The organism is Lysinibacillus sp. FSL K6-0232 (assembly GCF_038008325.1).
Lineage (GTDB): Bacteria > Bacillota > Bacilli > Bacillales_A > Planococcaceae > Lysinibacillus.
In genome coordinates this window covers 3,814,055-3,833,888 of record NZ_JBBOYW010000001.1, presented here as the reverse complement: position 1 = coordinate 3,833,888, position 19,834 = coordinate 3,814,055, and the positions used below count along the sequence as shown (strand labels likewise).

Below are 19,834 nucleotides of genomic sequence, written 5' to 3'. Positions count from 1 at the left end.
TAGACACGCCCTTTCATATGAAAAGCGTTGGCTATATTTAGAAGAAGATAATGGGTGCAAGGGCAATACCTAAAATAGCCCCTAGTGCAATGCCATAGCCAAAGCCTGATCCTCCGAATCCCCAAAAGCCTAAGCCGTAACCGCGATATCTTCTATCCGGTAGAATCCATACTTGTCTTCTATCTACTTTTGTAATTTCTCCAACATGTACTTTACCAGATGAATCCGTAATTCTAACACGCTTACCATGATATTGACAGCAAAGATTATAAGCATCAGCTGGACTCACAACGATCCCTCCTTTCTACACTGTTACAAGCTAATATATGCAAATTCATGCATTTATCATTAGCCGATTGTCTAATAAGGCATAAGCTATAAAGGGGGGAGAGAAGAATGACTGTTCAGCCAACAGATATATGGCTGCATAACTTTGTCATACAACAACAGGCAAGTGGCTTGGCGAATGGGGAAATGTTACAGCGCACTATACTTTGTCGTCATTTACTAGAAGTTTTTTATCATGGCTCATTGGAGGAAATACAATTTGAGCTATTACAGCAGGGATTATTCCAACCTGATGAAATAATTGATATCCAGAGCTTGCAAGAACAAAATAGTTGGCAAGTTGTGCAAAAGGAGTATAGAAAATTAAAAGAAAAGTGGAGCGGGCCTAGCATACCTATTTATATTTTTCCTTTAACAGCTAAGCAAACAATAACAAATAAAAACGGCATTGCTTATCCAAATGCACTGTTTCTATTGATTGCTAAGCTTGAGAAGCAGGAGCTTCAGGCATTATTGGCACATGAATATCATCATGTTTGCCGTATGCACTATTTGAATAAGTCTTTACAGGACATGACATTATTGGATTCGCTTATTTTGGAGGGTTTAGCAGAAAGTGCAGTAAAGGAGCTCTATGGTGAGAAATGGCTAGCACCTTGGTTAAATAATTATACATTTGATCATATGCTTGCTCTATGGAAGAAAGATTTTTTAGCGAATATTCATCTTGAAGGGTTAGAAAACCATATTGAATTTTTATATGGCGGCAAGCTTCCCCCATGGATTGGTTACTGTATTGGCTATGCGATTGTGCAATCGTATATTAAAAAGCATTCCTTACAAAATCTTTTGCTAATGTCTTCACAGGATATACTTATAGGCTCAGATTTTCCATTATAAAACCAGCTACCATTGCAGATAGTAGCTGGTTTTTGATCAATTATTAAATAGTAATAATGCCTAGTCCTACAGCGATAAATAATAGAAGGATACTTAATCCCCACATCCAGAAGAAGGAATATCTTAAATGCTTGCCCATTTCTAAGCCAGATAAACCTAGCGCTAGCCAAACTGCTGGTGCAAGTGGTGATACAAATGTACCAACAATATTACCAATAATCATGGCATAGGCAGTTGAAAGAGAATCAATATCAAAAGATAATCCGATTTGTTCCACTACAGGGAATAATGCAAAGTAATACGCATCTGTACTTAATAACAAATCAAATGGTACACCAAGTACACCAATAATGATATGTAAATAAGATAATAAAAACGCTGGTAAAATATTTACAGCATCATTAGCGATGGCTACTAACATACCTGTGCCATTAAGAATTCCTAAAAATAACCCTGCTGCAATAATAATAGATGCCATTGTTAAGGCATTTGGAGCGTGTGCTTGTACACGTGCCATTTGCTCTTTAGGTGAACGATAGTTAATTGGTAGCGCAATGGCTACACCAAGTAAAAAGGCTAGTCCTGCTGGTAAAATACCTGCCACTAAAATGCTAAGGACAACAATAGCAATAATGGCATTCACCCATATTAATTTTGGGCGTTGTAAGCTTGTATCTACCTCTGTTGCAATGATACCTTGACCTACTACTTGATCCTCAGCAGCAATTTCAAGTGTACCATATTGCTTAAGAATACGTTTCTTCTCTCTAATACCAAGAAAGACAGCTAAAATTAACATTAACACAATACCAATTACTTGAATAATAATCAACGGATACCATAATTCAGTAACATCTGTTTCTAATACAGATGCCACACGACCTAATGGTCCACCCCAAGGAATCATATTGACCACTGCAGCAGACCCAGCAATTAACAACAGTAATAAATATGGATTCATGCGTAATCGTAAATATAAAGGTAATAAGGCTGGGATTGTAATTAAAAATGTAGAGGCTCCAGAACCATCAAGCTGTGCAACGACAGAGATAAGCACTGTAATCACTGCTACAGTAATAATATTCCCTCTTGAAAGCGCAATCATTTTATTAATTAATGGTTCGAATAAACCAGTATCCTGCATAATGCCAAAGAAAATAATCGCAAAGATAAACATTACAGCGACACTCATCACAGAGGTTAATCCAGAAGTAAAGAATTCTCCTATTTCATCAAAACTAAAGCCAGCAATTAATGCGGCAATAATAGGCGGAATAACCATTGCAACAAGTGGTGATACACGACCGCTAATTAGTAGTGAAACAATAATAATAATGGTTAAAAAACCAATTATACTTAAACTCAAAATATCTCCTCCCTTATAATAACAACTATTTCAGATTATTTAAAAAAATAACATAGTGTAAAGGAGAGGAGAATAATATAATCATATGTTAAATAAAGAACATATGATTAATTTTGTTCATAAGTTTCACAGTATACATATTTTCGTTCAGGTCTTCCAACAGAACCATAAATAAGCTTTGTCTGTAAAAACTGCTCGCTTACTAAATATTCTAAATAACGGCGAGCTGTCGAACGGCTAGAGCCAATCAGCTCGCTTAATTGTGAGGCTGTAAGCTCCTCTGTTTTTGATTCTTCAAAAATGCTTTTAACAGCCTGCAGTGTATGCAAATCAATGCCTTTCACAAATGTGTCTTCAGCTGCCAGCTTAGCGGTCGATTCATAATAAAATAGCGAATCAATATCCTGCTGTGTAACATTTGTGCTTTTTTGAAATAAATAAAGCTCCTGCAAATACTTATTGAATGCCTGCTGAAGCCGCTGCTGTTCAAAAGGCTTGATTAAATAATCCAAAATGCCTAAATTAATCACTTCTTTAATTAGTTTTATTTCAGTTGCTGCTGATATTACGATAATTTTAATAGAAGGGTAGAGATGACGTATATGAGCGATTAATGAGCTACCTTCAACATCAGGAATATATAAATCTGTTAATATAACTGCTGGTAAGTGAGCTGCAGTCTTTAGCTTATCAATTGTTTCTTGACCTGTACGCAAATTTTCAGTGACACTAAATCCTTTAATAGCATGGACATAGTCTGCATGAATTTTAGCTACTCTAAAATCATCCTCAACAATCCATACGTGTTGTAACGGTGTCATGCTCATTGCCTCCTTTCGGAATGAAAATTAAAAAGCATGCTCCAGGTAAATCACCTGTATCTAATACAATATCGCCATTGATTTCTTGAAGGGCTTGCTTACTAATAGCAAGACCATGTCCACGATCCATGCCCTTTTTTGTAGAAGTACCCTTTATAAAGATGTGATCATACACATCATTGTTAATGCCTGGTCCATTATCTTGAATTTCCAATAAGTAATGATTTTTATAATCATTAATAGATAGCTGAATTCGTTTATCAGGAAGCGTGACATTTTTTAAAGCTTCAATTGCATTTTGTAGCACATTGCCAAGTGCCGTTAAGAGAGCATTTTCTTGTTGCTTCGATAATTGTATTGTTGAAGGAATATCTTGAAGCTCCAGTTTAATGCCAAGTTCGGCAGCTTCTGCAATTTTTCCTTGTATTAAAGCCAATAAAAGCGGCGATGTAATATTACTATTTAAAAAGGCTTGATTTTTAAGCTGGATATTTTGCTCTTCTTTAATAAACTCGATGGCTTCGTTGTAATGCTTATGGACAAGCAAGCCTAAAATAATATGCAGCTTATTGGCAAATTCATGCGTGTATGCTCGTTGGACATTTGCATATTGCTTAATTTGCTTTAATTCATCAATAATTTTTTGAATATCCACCTTTTTTCTAAAGGTATATAATGAACCAATTTTCCTTTTTTTATCAACTAAAGGAGCTTTATTTAAAATAATAATATGCTTTTCAAGGGGAAGCTCTAAATTATGAATAACTTCCTCTTCAACAATTTTTGGTGTGAAAATATGCTCAATTTTTGTACCCATCCACTCTGGTAATGATTTATGATGCGTGGAGTCAAGTATCTCATAGGCACTTTTATTAATCGTTGTAATTTGATGCCATTGATCAACTGCAATGATTCCCTCTTCGGTTGTTTCTAATATTACCTTGTTTTGCTGGTATAATTTAGCGATTTGATTAGGCTCCATATTAAATAATAATCTTCGAATATAAATGGATATAGCAATAGCACCAAGTATACCCACTAAAAGAATAATAATGATATATGTGCTCCATTTATGCATATAGCTATCAATAATTGCCTTAATATTGTTTGTTAAAAAGCCAACAGAAACAACACCAATGATTTTATCATCCTGTATAATTGGTGCTTTGCCTCTAATTGATTCACCTAATGATCCCATTGTTTTTGATATATATGCTTGTCTATCAATTAATACAGCATCATTATCGCCACCAACCATTGTACTGCCAATTTTATCTGTAATAGGGTGTGAATAACGAATACCTTCAGCATTGCCTACAACAATGAATGCTGCATCAATATCAGTACGTATCGATTCTGCAATTGGTTGAATCACTTCACTTGGATTGTCCTCATTAAAAGCAGCAATAATCTCCTCCATGGAAGCAACTGTTTTAGCAATATGTAAGGCTTCTATACCCATTTGCTCCTCCGTTATATCACGAATATGTGTCTGCAAAAGATAGACAAATATCCCACATATAAAAAGAATGAGAATGCTAATTAAAAAAATCATTTTAGCTGTAAGAGATTGAATCCATTTTTTCATATTTCACCTCTGTATAGATGATTGTTTAATAATAAGTCTAACATAAATTCAAGAAAGGGCTTAAAAATGGTAAGAGGCACAATATTTATTTACAATAAGGGAAGAGGTGATGGTAATGTCACAAGCAATAAAAAATGTCTTATTGCCAGTTGTAGATGCATCGACAAAGGTGTTAATTGTTGGCTCAATGCCGGGGAAGCAATCATTAGAAAAGCAACAATACTATGGTAACCCACGCAATCACTTTTGGCCTATCATCGGCGAACTATTAGGAACAGCTATCCCTGAGGAGTATGACGAGAGAATCGCATTATTAAAAAGCAATGCGATTGGTCTTTGGGATACTATTGAAATGTGTGAGCGGAAAGGAAGTCTAGATGCAGCAATTCGTAATGAAAAGCCAAATGATTTTCATACACTTTTTGAAAATTACCCTAATATTCAATTGGTGCTTTTTAATGGGGCGAAGGCATTTGAGGTTTTTAAAAAGCATCTTGGCTTAGAGCTTTTAGAGGGGAGAACCTATCAAAAAATGCCATCAACGAGTCCGATACCAGGAAAAAATATTAAATCCTTTGCTGAGAAATTAGAGGATTGGCGAATTATCCAATCCTATCTATCTGACTAAACAGGAATGCGATTTAGTCGGATAGATTTTCTTGTGCTTTTAAACCATTGATAAAAGAGAATGACAATAAGTATGATTTCAATGGTGTCACCACCGTAATACATTATTATGGCGCCTAGCTCTGCCTGCTCAGCTGGTACCTGCCAAGGGGGAAATGCATAAATATATTTTGATAAGATAGAGTGTGCTGCTAATGCTATTAATAATATAAGTGAGCGAAAAATATACGAGTATGGATGTGGAGTTGGATCAATATAAATAAAGGCAATTGTAAACACATAGCCTGCTAGAAAAATATGAATATGAATCAATACATATAACAGTAAGCTGCTATGCATAAGGTCAAAGAGTGGCGTTGTATAAAGCAGCCATAAGCCGCCTACATTTAATATTGAGGCAATAATTGGATTACGAATAAAACGACAATAACGATTTTTCATTGTACGAGAAAGTGCACGTGCCATATTTACTGGTAAAGTCCTTAATAGGAGCGTAATGGGTGCTGCTAATGCCATCAGAAGTGGTGCAAGCATACCAAACAGTAGATGCCCTATCATATGTGCTACAAAATGATGATGCATTAGCGATGCCAATGGACCAATAACAGTGGAGATGGCACATAAATTGCCGAAAATCCAGCATATGGTGTGGAAATAAGGCCATTGCTTTTTATGTTGATTGGAAAGAATAACAGCTACAATATAGGCAATAAGGGCAATAAGAAATGGCACAGCCAGTATGAGCTGCACAATAATAGGGAAATTTTGAGTGTGAGCATGCATGAGTAACTACCCCCTAATGTCCTTTTTGATTAGTTTGGACTAATAGAATAATGCCAATAACGATTAAAATAGCCGCTACTACATTCCAAACAACATCATAGGGAAGAATATTGACATTGTAGCGAATTTGATGAAGCCTCATCAGCTTATGCTGAATAATTCCATCATATAGCTGGAATATACCAGCCCCAAGAAAAATACCCCCAAGCCATCTTTTCAACCAAAATGCATGCTTTCGATGAAGATCAGCGAGTAAAAAAGCTGAGCCAATCGTAGCAAAAAAGCTAAATACATGAAATAAGCCATCTGATACTAAGCCAATATTTGTTGTAGATTTATCATAGAAATGATGCCAATGCAATAATTGATGGAAAAGAGCTTCATCGATAAAAGCCACTGCTCCAAGTCCAAATAATATACCCGTCCACATATTGCGTTGCTTATAGTGAGTGCGGTTTTCATGATGATGATTTTTTTCTTCATCTATTTTTGATATGGTCAAGCTAATCACCTCAAATAAAATTTCCTCTAGTCTACCCATGAGGTAAGGTTGGATATTCAATGTAAAACATCCCGAATATGTGTTTAGGCAATGGCTCAATGGTTAAGTGCCCTTTTACATATATTGAGTAATGTAAAAGGAGGGTTTATGTGTATAATAATCCATTTAGAGATGGCAATTTTATAAGAAGTGGCTGGGATGACTATGATGATTTTGAAACAACATCCTTTGGACCGTCCCATTTTGGGTCACCGCCAGCAGGGCAAATGCCAATGAGTACACCGCCAGGCTTTTCGCCGCCAATTCCTGCATGGCGAGTAGGATCAAGTGGAATCCGAGCCTGTTTATTTAGAAATACGTATATTTGGATGAACAATGGTAGAAGCTTTTGGTTTTATCCAACTGCTATAGGGAGAGAGTTTATAGTAGGGTTCCGTTGGAGTCGTAGATATGGCTGGCATTTCCGTACAATTATAAGAAATCAAATTCGTTCCTATGAATGTTTTCAATAAAGTGCTAGCATTGATTTTTCCAAAAATGGTGTTACAATGATGGTAACAAAAGATGAAGGGACGATGGGTGGCTAATGAATAACTAATCTTATTTTTTGCATATGAAATTTTATATTTCACAAACAACAAAAATAGGATTAGTCCGCCCATTTTCTATATATAGCAGCTTCAATACCTAAAAACTGCCTGTTCTCTCTTTGATATACAAAGTAGAAAGCACAGTATTTTTCGTATTGGAGTTATGAATGACGTATGATATTGTCGCGACTAATCCTTCCAAAATACTTGGAGGGATTTTTTTGTTCCTCCAGCTTGAGAGGATGGATATGATGAAAGAGCTTTTAAAATTACAGAATGTTCGTTATGACATAAAGGATACATTATTATTTGAGCATGTGACAGGAACAGTGAAGCAAGGAGAGATTATTGGCATTATTGGTAGAAATGGTGCTGGAAAATCTACATTATTGCAGTTGCTTCAGGGAGCATTATTGCCAACAGCAGGAGAGATTCAAGGGCTGGGAACGACAAAGATTGCCTATGTTGAGCAGGAGCTCGCTTATTTTGAGAGGCTGGATATTTCAACAGAGGAAGCAGATTTGCTGGCAAAATGGCAGGTTCCAAATATAGCATTTTCAGCATTAAGTGGTGGAGAAAAGCTGAAAATGCGCCTTGCAGAAGGTTTTTCACAGAATGCTCAATTGCTATTATTAGATGAACCCACGAACCATTTAGATGAACAAAGTACCGCTTTTTTAATTGAACAAATACAGCATTATAAGGGAACGATTATTCTTGTATCACATGATCGTTATTTTTTAGATAAGGTTGCCACAAAAATTTGGTCGATTGAGGAGAAAACGTTAATTGAGCATAGTGGTAACTATACAAGCTATATGGCTGAACGGGAGCATCGAAGATTAACACAGCAGCGAGCCTATGACAAGCAACAAAAAAATATTGCGCGTATTGAGGCACAAATGCAGGAGCTAACAGCTTGGTCGCAAAAGGGTCATGCACAATCAACGAAGCTAGAAGGCTTTAAAGAATATCATCGTGTGAAGGCGAAGCGCCTGGATTCACAGGTGAAATCAAAGAAAAAACGCTTGGAGGCAGAGCTTGAAAAGGCAAAGGTTGAGGCTGTAGCACCAGAGGCAGAGGTTCGTTTTTCCTTAGGTACAAATCAGCGTGTTGGCAAGCGCCTGTTGGAAACAAAGCATTTGTCGTTGAGCTTTGGTGAACGCGCATTATTTAAAGATGTTACGATTACAGCCCAATATGGTGATAAAATTGCGATTACAGGTAAGAATGGTAGTGGAAAAACAAGCTTTTTAAAGGTGATTTTAGGTCAGTTAGAGGCTGATGGCGAAATATGGCTTTCTCCTGCTGCAAATATTGGCTATTTGACACAGGAGGTCTTTGATTTACCACTTGACCAAACACCAGCGCAATATTTCTATAAAGCAACATTTGAGGAGCAAGGTAAGGTTCGAAATCTTATGAAAAATCTAGGGTTTACAGCTACACATTGGACATCTGCGATTGGTGATATGAGTATGGGAGAGCGCGTGAAATGTAAACTAATGGCTTATATTTTAGAAGATAAAAATGTTCTTATTTTAGATGAACCAACCAATCACCTTGATCTACCTTCACGTGAACAGTTAGAGCATACACTTGCACAGTATAATGGCACATTATTTGTTGTGTCACATGATCGCTATTTTTTAGAGAAGGTAACAAATGACGTATGGGAGCTTCGCGATCAACGTGTAGAGAAAAAGTGGATGGCTACTACACCAAAGCAGGCTGATGATCAAGAAGCTCTACGCCTAAAGCTTGAAACAGAGCGACAAGAGATATTGGGTAAACTAAGCTTTTTAACGGCGAAAGATAAGGATTATGCCATGCTTGATCAAAAGTTTAATGACTTAACAAAGCAAATCAATGCACTAAAGTAGTCTAATGTTTAAGCTAACCTTCATCAGGGGAAAATAGTAAAAAGATGGAGGTTAGCATAATGAAAAGAACAATATTTATTATGTTTATATTAAGTATTGGTATTGTAAGTGCCTGTTCTACTAATGAACAACAGCATCAAATAGACGAGAGTTCAGATCAGATATCTACAACACAGCCTAGTAATGAAAATAGTAAAACACCTATTGAAGTTCTTCAGTATATAAAAGAGGAGCTACATTCAGCTATACCCCTTAACATGCCAACAACATTACCAGTGGCAGAAGGTGCGTTTTTAACAGCAACAACAAAGGTTGAAGAAAATCAGGTGGAGATTATTTTTTATGAAAGTAAAGAAGATTTACCTATTAATGATATTCGACTAAAAAATTCAGCAACAGTAATTTGCAGGCTGTTAGTGAAGCAATATCAAAGTATGGAAGGAGCAAGCACACAAGTGGCTTTTGATAATTTTAGCCAAAATGGAGGGCAAGAAGTGGACCTTGGCTACAATATCACAGGCTATCAGGATGCAGGAGCGGGATCATTATGGACAGGCTGGAACGAGGGACGCTGGGCACTTGCTACACATACGCGGACAGATAACCCAGAGGCAGGTACACAGCTTGCAAAGCAGGCAGTTGAATATTTAGAAAGCCATATGCTCCCTATTCCAAAGCAGTATGGTATGGCACAGCTAGATGTTTATCAATCAGGCAATTTAATTGTTTGGCAGGATGAACAGCTTGTTTACACACTCGATATGATAAAAGACCCTTTACAAGCATTAGAAATTGCTACAGCCTTTTATCAATAAAAAATCCTAGAGCAGTTGAAGCTCTAGGATTTTATTATGGTTAAAGGGGGATAGCGATGAATACTCGCGAAGTTAAGGAGATTACCCGCGGAATCGAAGTAAATACCCACGAAGCAAGAATAAACATTCCCAAGCTAAGAAAGCTTTACTGCCTCTGTAAGCTTCTGATATTCAACAAAGTGCTGCTGCCAATTTTCCATTGGGAAATGCTGGTGCTCAATACCATTCAAGACATTAGCTAATAGATCAAGGCATATATGCCAGCCAGCCAAATCCTTTGGCGTGTGGTCTGTTAATTCTTGAATGGTTTCTATTAGTAGTAATAATGAGCCATTTGCTGTAGAAGATAGCTCAAATCTTACTGTATCAGTAGCCCAATCAAATTCAAGCACCTCTTTTTCAATATAGTCTGTAATCGTAATTTCCTCATAGGCATCTGTTCCATCATTCATATTAAAATGAATTTTTCCATCTTTATGAAGGGCAATAATTTCTAAATTGCCCATCCATTTTTGAAGGTTTTCATTTTTCGTAATAGCTGCCCACACAGCGTCTACGGAATAGGGAAGTGGGCGTTCAAACGTTGCGACATAGTGATTAGTTTGCTTTTCAATAGTAGCTAGCATTGCCTTCCTCCTAATTTTAGGTTTCTTTTCATTATAGGTGTCATAGGTGAACTGTGAAAGCAAAAAGCTACAGAAGAATGATAGTATTATTGTAGATGGGAGGTATAGTTATCAAATACCAACAAGTGACGAATATACATGATTTTAATAAAGCAAAGATTATGTTTCCAGAAAACAACAAGCAAATCATTCAGCACTATGAACGATCACTTTACTGGATAAAGAGCTTGAGTGATATTTCGGAGGTTCAATGGCGTATGCCTATTGAACCGGGGAAGTGGTCAGTTGCGGAGGTAATAGGGCATCTTTCTCCATGGGATGAATTTGTGTTAAATCACCGTATTCCCTTTTTCTTTGTTAAAAAATGTTTACCGAAAGGGCCGGATGTTGCATGGATGAATACGATAGCAGCGAAGAAAAGCCGCGAACAATCCATGGAGGAAACAATTAAAAATTTTATTGCTACAAGAAGTCAATTGTTACAAGCTGTTCAATCATTTTCTGATGAACAATGGCAGCAGTTATTTACAGTTGGGCAGTCAGAGATAACTGTAATTGCTTACTTCATAGGGTTAGTTAATCATGATTTGCACCACTTCTCACAAGTTCAGAATGTGATACATGTATAGGGGTTAGCATATGGATATCAAATACATTATTGATTACTTTGCACATGCGTCAGTAAAGTTTACAGATGTTTTTATAAAAAGAATGGAGCCAGGTGAGGTTGATATAGGTAGAACAACAGCGCCAGAAAAGTGTGGGTTGGTTGTGCCGCTTGCAGGTAGTGCTATATTTAGCTTTAATGGCACATCTTATGAGCTAGAGCCGGGAATGATTGTCCATGCAGGCCCTCAAATGTTAATAGAGGTGAAGGCGACTGGTCATAAAATTTGGGAGTATGCAGTAATTCATTATAATTTGCCTATAGCAGAAGCGGTTCTTTTTCCGTTAGCAGAACAGCATTTTTTAATTCGTACAGGCTATAATCCACAAATTATTAATGATGTCCAGCAATTAATAGAAAGCTATCTATTACCGAGTAATATGGCTATACTGAAGTCTAAAACATTATTTATGAACTTGCTGGAGCATATTCTTATAGCGGCAAAAATGCAGGTGCTTGATAGCGCTAGCGAATTGATGGAGCGGACATTGCAGTATATCCATGAACATTATACAGAGCAGCTCTCCGTGTCAAATATTGCACATGAGTTTGGTATTGAACGACGCCGTTTTGCGCATTTATTTGAGCAGCATACAGGCATGAATCCAAGCACTTATATAACGGAGTACCGTATACGACGCGCCAAAGATTTATTGGAATATGGTGTGATTCCTATAAGCGAAATTGCAGAAGCTGTTGGATATGCAGATTGTTTTTACTTTAGTAGAGTATTTAAAAAATGCACAGGCTTATCACCTTCAGCTTATCGAAAGGTAAAAATGGAGGAAACGAACTATATATAAAAGCTGTTTCTTTAAAAAAGAAGCAGTTTTTTTATTATAGAAATCGGCAAAAATCCATGTCGTTTTCAAAATCGTCCATTCACAATCTTTTTTCACTTTGTTAAGATAGCATCTGTAAATGATAATGAATATCAATTATATATTGACATAAGTATGAAAATGATTATCATTATCAATATAAACATGATTTGTTAGGAGAGAATATCTATGAATAAATATTTTAAAATGTGTGCCCCTGCACTTTTAGTATTATCACTGGCTGCATGTGGCACAGATAAGGCACAGGAGCCTGCATCTACATCGCCAGAAACAAGTACAGTAGAATCACAGGGAGAGCATGCTGCAACACAGACAATTACATACTTAGGTGAAAAATATGAGCTTCCTGCAGAAGTGCATAATATCGTTGCTGCAAGTTTAGAGTCAATGGAAGATGCTGCAATGCTTGGTATTCAGCCTGTAGGTGTACTTGAAGTTGGTGGTAAAGTTCCTGCATATTTAGCATCAGCATTTGACGGTGCTACACTTATAGGCAATAAAATGGAGCCAAATGCAGAGGCTATTCTGAAGCTTGATCCAGATGTTATCGTAGGTACTTCAAAATTCCCTGAAGAAACAGCTGCAAAGCTTAATAAAATTCAAACGATGATTCCTTACTCACATATTTCAACAGACTGGAAGGATAATTTAACAGTGCTGGCACAGCTTGCTGGTAAAGAAGAGGATGCTAAAAAAATTATTGCTGACTATGAAGCAAAAGTGGCAGAGGCACAAGTAAAATCTAAAGAACAACTAGCTGATAAGCAAATATTAATAATACGTGTGCGTGGTGGCATGATGTACATCTATCCTGCAGGTGTCTATTTAAATCCTGTATTGTATGAAGATTTAGGCGCACCAATTCCAGCTATTGTACAAGCAGCTAAGGCACAGGATGAATTATCACTGGAAGCATTGGCTGAAGTAAACCCAGATATTATTTTCCTACAATTTGAGGAATCTGAAAATACAGATTCGCCAAAGGCATTAGAAGAACTACAAAAGAACCCAATTTTCACAAGCTTAAGGGCAGCTCAAAATAATCAGGTTTTCGTCAATACAATTGAGCCATTAGCACAAGGTGGTACTGCTTGGTCTAAGGTGAAATTTTTAGATATTGCTGCTGAAAAGTTACTGCAATAGTATAAACAGGCTGGTAGTAGATTTGGTGATGTCACCGGGCTATTACCAGCCTTTTGCTCAGTAGAAATATATAAAGAAAAAGGTGTGAAAGTTGAAAAGAACAAATATAATGCCGTTTTCAATATTAGTGTTATCTCCTATTCTTATAGCGCTTGTGGCACTCATTTCTATTGTGTATGGCACAAAAGATATTAGTGCGATTACGGTGTGGCAGGCAATCACTGCGTTTGATGCTTCAAATGTTGATCATCAAATTATACGGACAGGTCGCATTCCTAGAGTAGCTGCGGTCTTGCTAGTCGGAGCTTTTTTGGCGGTTGCTGGTGCAGTGATGCAGGGGATTACACGAAATTATTTAGCATCACCTTCCTTAATGGGTGTTAATGATGGCTCAGCTTTTGTTATTACATTGACGATTGTCTTTTTCCCGGGCTTGCCAAACTATCAAATGATTTTATTATCAATGCTAGGCTCGGCATTAGGAGCAGGAATTGTTTTTGGCTTTGGCTCATTAATTCGCAATGGCCTATCACCAGTAAGGCTAGCGATTATTGGTACGGTTATTGGCACATTTTTAAGCAGTGTTGCTACAGCAATTGCAATGTATTTTCAAGTATCGCAAACAGTAAGTGCTTGGTATAACACAAAGGTACATATGGTAGATATGGATATGCTTATCCTTTCGATTCCATTTGGTCTAACTGGATTGATCTTGGCTTTACTATCTGCAAAAGCGATTACCATTACTTCGCTAGGTGAAGATATTGCCATGGGACTTGGACAAAAAACAAAAGCTGTCAGAATCATTAGTATGCTGGCAGTAGTCTGTTTAACAGGTACAGCTGTAGCACTGGTTGGGAAGATCGCCTTTGTTGGGTTAGTTATACCACATATTACACGCTTTCTTGTTGGTGTGGATTATCGCTTTATTATCCCTTGCGCTGCTGTAATTGGGGCCTTTTTCTTAGCGCTTTGCGATGTTCTTAGCCGCTATGTGAATTATCCATTTGAAACGCCAATTGGTGTTTTAACAGCCTTGGTCGGTGTGCCATTCTTCTTATATTTAGTTCGTAAGCACGGAGGTGAAAAGCGTGCGTAATAAAGCCTCAAGTGTATTTCTAATGACGATGCTGATGCTATTGATTTTGGGTGCGAGCTATTTACATATTACAAATGGTGTTTTTGATATGTCTGTGATGGATATTATGAAAACATTGCTGCGTATTGAGTCAAATTCAAACTTTGACCTTGTTATCTTTGAGTTTCGCCTACCTCGCATTGTAATTGCAGCATTTGTAGGTGTTGGCTTAGGGATGGCTGGTGTTGTTTTACAAGGGATAACACGTAATGGATTAGCAGACCCAGGTATTTTAGGAATTAATGCTGGAGCTGGGGCAGCCGTCGTTATTTTTATGTTTTTCTTTCAATTAAAGCTAGTGAGTGCAGATATGAGTAGCTGGATGTCCATTTTAATGATGCCATTGTTCGGCTTTATCGGTGGAACAGTTGCGGCTATATTGATTTTTTCATTTGCTATGAAAAATGGTCATTTAGATATGCAGCGTTTAATTTTAACAGGGATTGCCATTAATAGTGGCTTTGGCGCATTATCTTTGTTTTTATCCTTAAAAATGAGTGTGCAGGATTTTGAATCTGCTGCTATTTGGATGGCAGGCTCCATTTACAATGCCAATTGGATTTTTGCACTGACAATGTTACCTTGGCTCCTGATCTTAGGAATTTATGTGCATAGAAAATCGTATTTATTTGATTATTTTCAGCTTGAAGAGGATAACATTACAAGTTTAGGAATTGCTGTTGAGAAAGAGAAAATAAAGCTGCTATTAGCTAGCGTGGGTCTTGTAAGTGCCTGTGTATCCGTATCAGGAAGCATTGGCTTTATCGGTTTAATGGCGCCACATATTGCCAAGCAGCTTGTTGGTATTCAACATCGTTATGTTATGCCAGTAAGTGCGCTAATTGGTGCTGGTCTGTTAATCTTAGCTGATTTTATTGGCAAAACCATATTTGCACCATCTGAGTTGGCTGTTGGTATTGTTGTTTCGATTATTGGAATTCCGTATTTCTTATATTTACTGGTGAAATCTAAGGCATAGGAGGAAATGGTGTGCAAACTGCATTTAGAATGGAAAATTTAGCATCAGGCTATGAGCAGGTTCGTGTCTTTGAAGGTTTAAATTTAACAATAGAGGAGGGCAAGGTAACAACAATTATTGGACCAAATGGCTGTGGCAAGTCAACGCTTTTAAAAACAATTGGACGTATTTTAAAGAAGCAGCAGGGAACGGTTTATTTGCAGGAGCAAAATATGCAAAATTTATCAACAAAAGATATTGCTAAAAAGCTAGCAATATTATCCCAAACACCTGTTGCACCGGGTCAATTAAAGGTAGAAGAGCTAATTGCCTATGGTCGGTATCCTCATCGCAATAATGTTAATCGTTTAACAAATAAGGATAAGGAAATGATTGAATGGGCTTTAACTGTGACAAATACAAGAGAATATCGGAACCGTGAGCTAGCACAGCTTTCTGGAGGCCAACGTCAGCGCGTTTGGCTAGCAATGGCTTTAGCACAGGAAACAAATATTTTATTGCTAGACGAGCCGACTACTTATTTAGATATGGCACACCAGCTAGAAGTGTTAGATATTGTAAAAAGTTTGAATGAACAGCATGTTTGTACAATCGTGATGGTTTTACACGATATTAACCATGCTGCGAGATATTCAGATCATCTTATTGCAATGCGTAATGGCGTCGTAATACAAACGGGCACACCGCAGGAAATATTATGTGCAGAGGTGATGCGTCAAGTATTTAGTATTGATGCACGTATTATGGAAGACCCTGTAACAAATACACCTGTCTGTTATAGTTATGATATTTTAAAGGAGGCTAACAAATGAAGGTAGCTGAAATAGATTATATTACAAAGCAAATAACTTCGAAATATACGGATTACACCTATACAATTAATATTTATATACCAAATAATGAAGCACCAGAAGAGGGCTTTCCTATTCTCTATGTATTAGACGGTTCTTCTTATTTTGGGCTTGTGAAGGAAGCTGTGCGCTTACAAAGTGGTAATGCACTAAAAACAAATGTTGCCCCATCAATTGTGGTTGGTATTGGGCATGGTGCAGATATGCGTGAAAGGCGATTTTATGATTTTACAGCACCAGCAGCAACATATATTTATCCTGAACGATTTAAAGGTAAAGGTCATGACAAGCTTGGTGGAGCAGCCAACTTTAGTCGTTTTTTAGAGGAGGAGCTTAAGCCAGCAATGGAAGAGCAGTACCCTATAAATAGAGAGCGACAAGCTTTATTTGGGCATTCACTAGCAGGCTATTTTTCACTATGGCAGTTATTTCATCATCCATCTAGCTTTCAAAGCTATTTGGCGATCAGTCCTTCTATCTGGTGGAATGAACATGAATTATTCCAATATGCCTCAAAATGTTTAACAAAGTATGAAAAAATACAGGAAACATTATTTATAAGTGCTGGAGAGCTTGAAAATACAATGGTGGATGATGCACGACAAATGATGCGTATGCTGAGGGATATAATGGATGTTGGCTTTTACAAGGCTTTAGATGAAAACCATGCCTCTGTTGTACCAACTGTTATGAGCAGAGCTATACGTTTTATGCATCAATCAACATAATAAGTAAGGGCTGTCCAAAAAATAGTACATTTTTGGGCAGCCTAGCTTCTAGCAATCATTATTCGCTAAAAACCATTGCTCACAATAAAAGGAGCCGCCTTCTTTTTTATTGTACATATATTACCTCAATACTACACATAATAAAGGAAAATTGGTAATTGTTATGTCTGGAATTAATGGAGGCGCTGTATGCACAATAAACTTTTTAAAAATCCGGTATTTATTATTGCTAGTGGTCTTATTTTACTGTTGGTAGTTATTGGAGCAGTGAAGCCAGAGCAATTTAAGAATGTAGCAAATAGCGTATATCATATGACGACTGACTTTTTTAGCTGGTTTTATTTACTAGCTGTATTTAGTATTGTGATTTTTTTATTTGGTTTAGCTATTAGCAAATACGGTACGATTCGATTAGGGTCGCAGGAAGGTCGTCCTGAATTTAGCTTTCTAACATGGATTTCTATGCTTTTTTCGGCTGGGCTTGGAGTAGGATTAGTCTTTTGGGGTGTAGCTGAGCCAATGAGCCATTATTTTTCACCGCCCTTTAGTACAACAGAATCTTTAACGGCTGATGCTGCAAGGCTTGCAATGGGTTATGCATTCTTTCATTGGGGCATCAGTCAGTGGTCTGTCTATGCCATACTTGGGCTTGTGATGGCGTATGTGCAATTTAATAAGAAGCGGGATCTATTAATTTCTACAGCTATCGAACCAATAGCGGGCACAAATCGAACTGTGAAAGGCGTCGTAGACATTTTAGCTGTCATTGCAACGATTATGGGCGTAGCAACCTCTATAGGTCTTGGTGTTCTGCAAACAAATGGAGGTCTAAATTTTGTTTTCGGTTTACCTAATACATTTCTTATACAAGTAGCGATTATAGGGATTATGTTTATTGGCTATATGTTATCTGCCACTACAGGTCTTCAAAAGGGAATGAAAATCTTAAGCAATGTTAATATGGCTCTAGCGATTATTCTATTACTATTTGTATTTATTGCAGGTCCAACTGTTTTTATACTGGAAACATTTACATTAGCAATAGGAGATTATATTTCAAACTTTATTCAATATAGTCTTCGAATGCAGCCATATGTAGGAGGTACATGGGTTAAGGATTGGACAATCTTTTATTGGGCATGGGCGATTGCTTGGTCACCCTTTGTTGGTTCTTTTATCGCTCGTGTATCGAAGGGTAGGACTATTCGAGAATTTATTGTAGGTGTCTTAATTATCCCGCCTTTAATTGCTTGCTTTTGGATTGCTGTTTTCGGTGGTACAGCGTTGTGGTTGGATTTGCACAAAAATGCTCAAATTGCACAAACAGTTAGTAATGATGTTACAGTTGCCTTATTTCAGATGCTAGAGCATTTGCCACTTTCGACGATTGCATCAGCCCTTGGTATTTTGCTTATTCTTATATTTTTAATTACATCTGCTGATTCAGCAACATTTATTATGGCGAGTATGACAACAAAAGGTTCCTTAAATCCAAGTGTCTTGTCAAAGCTGATTTGGGGTGTATTGATGGCAGCTATTTCAGGTGTGTTGCTGTATACGGGAGGGCTTGAGGCGCTGCAAACAGCATCGTTAATTGCTGCCTTACCATTTACAGTAATTTTACTATTATTAATGGTAGCTTTTATCAAAATGATGAAGAACGAAATTATTCCTGTTAAAAAGAAGGATATTCAGCGTTTGAAAATAGCAAGAAAGCATATTGAAAAGGAAACAAAAGCTAAAAATAAACATTAACCGTATTAACTTTTTATAACTAATACGGTTTTTTATGTTTTAAGAAGTATTGAAATATCGTGTTTACTAGGGTATGTTGTAACGATATAACTTTAACTATTACAGGGGGCGTTTATTTGAAGAAAAAGCTTGGCTGCTTACATGCACATCATTCTAATATTGCGTATATTGAACAAGGCATAAAGGATATAGAGCTTGTTCATTTTGTTGACCCTGGACTAATCCATCATATATCACAAGGAGAGGATGGATTAGCGCAGAAGTCTAGAAACCAGATTGAATGGATAGCTAGCTGTGGTGTTGATGCTATTTTAATCACATGTACCAATTATATTGCACTGTTAGAGGATAATAATTTCTCAATACCTATTATAAAGATTGATGAGCCATACTTTGAAATAATATGCAGGGAACCAAGACCCCAGGTGCTGCTTTTTACAAATCCTGCAACCGTTGAGGGCACTATGACAAGGCTTGCTCAATATGCTAAATTGCATGGCAAAGCCGTACACGCGCTAGCACATGTTATTGAGCATGCCTTTGAGCTGATTATGAAAGATGATCAGACATCCTATAATCATGCTATTATACAAACTTTGCAGCATTTATCATCTAAGCAAATGCCAATTTCAGTTGCTCAGCTTTCAATGGTAGATGCAGCACAGCAATTTGAAAAATCGTCAATGCTAACTATTCCTCATCCATTACAAGCATTAGCACAGGCTGTTCATAAATCTTTATATTGAAGGCAAAAGCATAGCGATGGATTTAAGTAAATAATACATACATATGGCAACCATGTTGAATATCGTGTTGCCTTTATTGATACAATATAAAGCTTAGACATTTTAGCGATATGCCCATTACATGTTAGCTTTTTGTTGCACCTGCTATTGAGTAGGGAAATAGCTATCAAAATAGTAGCGGGGAAATTCTTAAATT

At 37.0% G+C, this 19,834-nt stretch carries 21 protein-coding genes; 14 read left to right on the top strand and 7 right to left on the bottom strand.

Translation table 11 applies throughout. From position 1 onward, the window contains the following. Positions 1–37 precede the first annotated feature (37 nt). Positions 38–289 (bottom strand): hypothetical protein, encoded by a 252-nt coding sequence (locus MHB42_RS18830; RefSeq protein WP_340808090.1) that lies wholly within the window; start codon positions 287–289, stop codon positions 38–40. 107 nt (positions 290–396) lie between these two features. On the opposite strand from MHB42_RS18830, the gene MHB42_RS18825 reads away from it, so the two are divergent. Continuing rightward, complete coding sequence (locus tag MHB42_RS18825; protein WP_340808088.1) at positions 397–1,188, top strand: DUF2268 domain-containing protein; 792 nt, start codon at positions 397–399, stop codon at positions 1,186–1,188. 43 nt (positions 1,189–1,231) lie between these two features. On the opposite strand, the gene MHB42_RS18820 is transcribed toward MHB42_RS18825, so the two are convergent. From MHB42_RS18820 to MHB42_RS18810, 3 genes are all read right to left on the bottom strand, one after another. Continuing rightward, entirely contained in the window at positions 1,232–2,554 is a 1,323-nt protein-coding gene (locus MHB42_RS18820) for a CitMHS family transporter (RefSeq protein ID WP_340808086.1), read from the bottom strand. Between the two features lie 107 nt (positions 2,555–2,661). Next, positions 2,662–3,375: a response regulator gene (locus MHB42_RS18815; protein ID WP_340808084.1), complete on the bottom strand. Its 714-nt coding sequence runs from the start codon at positions 3,373–3,375 to the stop codon at positions 2,662–2,664. Continuing rightward, entirely contained in the window at positions 3,344–4,963 is a 1,620-nt protein-coding gene (locus tag MHB42_RS18810; RefSeq protein ID WP_340808083.1) for a sensor histidine kinase, read from the bottom strand. Before MHB42_RS18810 ends, MHB42_RS18815 begins: the two co-directional genes overlap by 32 nt. 115 nt (positions 4,964–5,078) lie before the next feature. Here MHB42_RS18810 and MHB42_RS18805 point away from each other — a divergent pair, with 115 nt between their 5' ends. Continuing rightward, positions 5,079–5,591 carry a DNA-deoxyinosine glycosylase gene (locus tag MHB42_RS18805; RefSeq protein ID WP_340808081.1) on the top strand — a complete coding sequence of 171 codons (513 nt, stop codon included), beginning with the start codon at positions 5,079–5,081 and terminating at the stop codon, positions 5,589–5,591. On the opposite strand, the gene MHB42_RS18800 is transcribed toward MHB42_RS18805, so the two are convergent. Together MHB42_RS18800 and MHB42_RS18795 are read right to left on the bottom strand one after the other, a co-directional pair. Further along, positions 5,588–6,373: a cytochrome c oxidase assembly protein gene (locus MHB42_RS18800; protein WP_340808080.1), complete on the bottom strand. Its 786-nt coding sequence runs from the start codon at positions 6,371–6,373 to the stop codon at positions 5,588–5,590. The two genes, MHB42_RS18805 and MHB42_RS18800, sit on opposite strands and share 4 nt — an antisense overlap. A 13-nt stretch (positions 6,374–6,386) precedes the next feature. Continuing rightward, positions 6,387–6,803 carry a DUF2243 domain-containing protein gene (locus MHB42_RS18795; protein WP_402896167.1) on the bottom strand — a complete coding sequence of 139 codons (417 nt, stop codon included), beginning with the start codon at positions 6,801–6,803 and terminating at the stop codon, positions 6,387–6,389. A 221-nt stretch (positions 6,804–7,024) separates the two neighbouring features. On the opposite strand from MHB42_RS18795, the gene MHB42_RS18790 reads away from it, so the two are divergent. The 3 genes from MHB42_RS18790 (at position 7,025) to MHB42_RS18780 (ending at position 10,163) form a co-directional block, all read left to right on the top strand. Further along, on the top strand, positions 7,025–7,387 hold the full coding sequence (locus MHB42_RS18790; protein WP_340808076.1) for a hypothetical protein: 363 nt from the start codon (positions 7,025–7,027) through the stop codon (positions 7,385–7,387). 329 nt (positions 7,388–7,716) lie between these two features. Next, positions 7,717–9,348 (top strand): ribosomal protection-like ABC-F family protein, encoded by a 1,632-nt coding sequence (abc-f, locus tag MHB42_RS18785; RefSeq protein WP_340808642.1) that lies wholly within the window; start codon positions 7,717–7,719, stop codon positions 9,346–9,348. A gap of 59 nt (positions 9,349–9,407) precedes the next feature. After that, positions 9,408–10,163: a hypothetical protein gene (locus MHB42_RS18780; RefSeq protein ID WP_340808074.1), complete on the top strand. Its 756-nt coding sequence runs from the start codon at positions 9,408–9,410 to the stop codon at positions 10,161–10,163. 134 nt (positions 10,164–10,297) lie between these two features. Here MHB42_RS18780 and MHB42_RS18775 read toward each other — a convergent pair whose 3' ends face one another. Beyond that, on the bottom strand, positions 10,298–10,789 hold the full coding sequence (locus MHB42_RS18775) for an SRPBCC family protein (protein WP_340808072.1): 492 nt from the start codon (positions 10,787–10,789) through the stop codon (positions 10,298–10,300). A gap of 95 nt (positions 10,790–10,884) precedes the next feature. Here MHB42_RS18775 and MHB42_RS18770 point away from each other — a divergent pair, with 95 nt between their 5' ends. The 9 genes from MHB42_RS18770 (at position 10,885) to MHB42_RS18730 (ending at position 19,638) form a co-directional block, all read left to right on the top strand. After that, positions 10,885–11,418 carry a DinB family protein gene (locus tag MHB42_RS18770; protein WP_340808071.1) on the top strand — a complete coding sequence of 178 codons (534 nt, stop codon included), beginning with the start codon at positions 10,885–10,887 and terminating at the stop codon, positions 11,416–11,418. Positions 11,419–11,428: 10 nt separating this feature from the next. Continuing rightward, complete coding sequence (locus MHB42_RS18765; protein ID WP_340808069.1) at positions 11,429–12,259, top strand: AraC family transcriptional regulator; 831 nt, start codon at positions 11,429–11,431, stop codon at positions 12,257–12,259. Positions 12,260–12,466: 207 nt separating this feature from the next. Further along, positions 12,467–13,441, top strand: coding sequence for an ABC transporter substrate-binding protein (locus MHB42_RS18760; RefSeq protein WP_340808068.1), 975 nt, complete (start codon positions 12,467–12,469; stop codon positions 13,439–13,441). A gap of 91 nt (positions 13,442–13,532) precedes the next feature. Beyond that, a complete protein-coding gene (locus tag MHB42_RS18755; RefSeq protein ID WP_340808067.1) occupies positions 13,533–14,540 on the top strand; it encodes a FecCD family ABC transporter permease in 1,008 nt (335 codons plus the stop codon). A 22-nt stretch (positions 14,541–14,562) separates the two neighbouring features. Beyond that, a complete protein-coding gene (locus tag MHB42_RS18750; protein ID WP_340808641.1) occupies positions 14,563–15,558 on the top strand; it encodes a FecCD family ABC transporter permease in 996 nt (331 codons plus the stop codon). Positions 15,559–15,587: 29 nt separating this feature from the next. Next, complete coding sequence (locus tag MHB42_RS18745) at positions 15,588–16,370, top strand: ABC transporter ATP-binding protein (protein WP_340808640.1); 783 nt, start codon at positions 15,588–15,590, stop codon at positions 16,368–16,370. Continuing rightward, positions 16,367–17,137 carry an alpha/beta hydrolase gene (locus MHB42_RS18740; RefSeq protein ID WP_340808065.1) on the top strand — a complete coding sequence of 257 codons (771 nt, stop codon included), beginning with the start codon at positions 16,367–16,369 and terminating at the stop codon, positions 17,135–17,137. Before MHB42_RS18745 ends, MHB42_RS18740 begins: the two co-directional genes overlap by 4 nt. 189 nt (positions 17,138–17,326) lie before the next feature. Beyond that, complete coding sequence (locus MHB42_RS18735) at positions 17,327–18,892, top strand: BCCT family transporter (protein ID WP_340808063.1); 1,566 nt, start codon at positions 17,327–17,329, stop codon at positions 18,890–18,892. A 116-nt stretch (positions 18,893–19,008) separates the two neighbouring features. After that, complete coding sequence (locus MHB42_RS18730) at positions 19,009–19,638, top strand: hypothetical protein (RefSeq protein WP_340808062.1); 630 nt, start codon at positions 19,009–19,011, stop codon at positions 19,636–19,638. Positions 19,639–19,834: the final 196 nt, after the last annotated feature.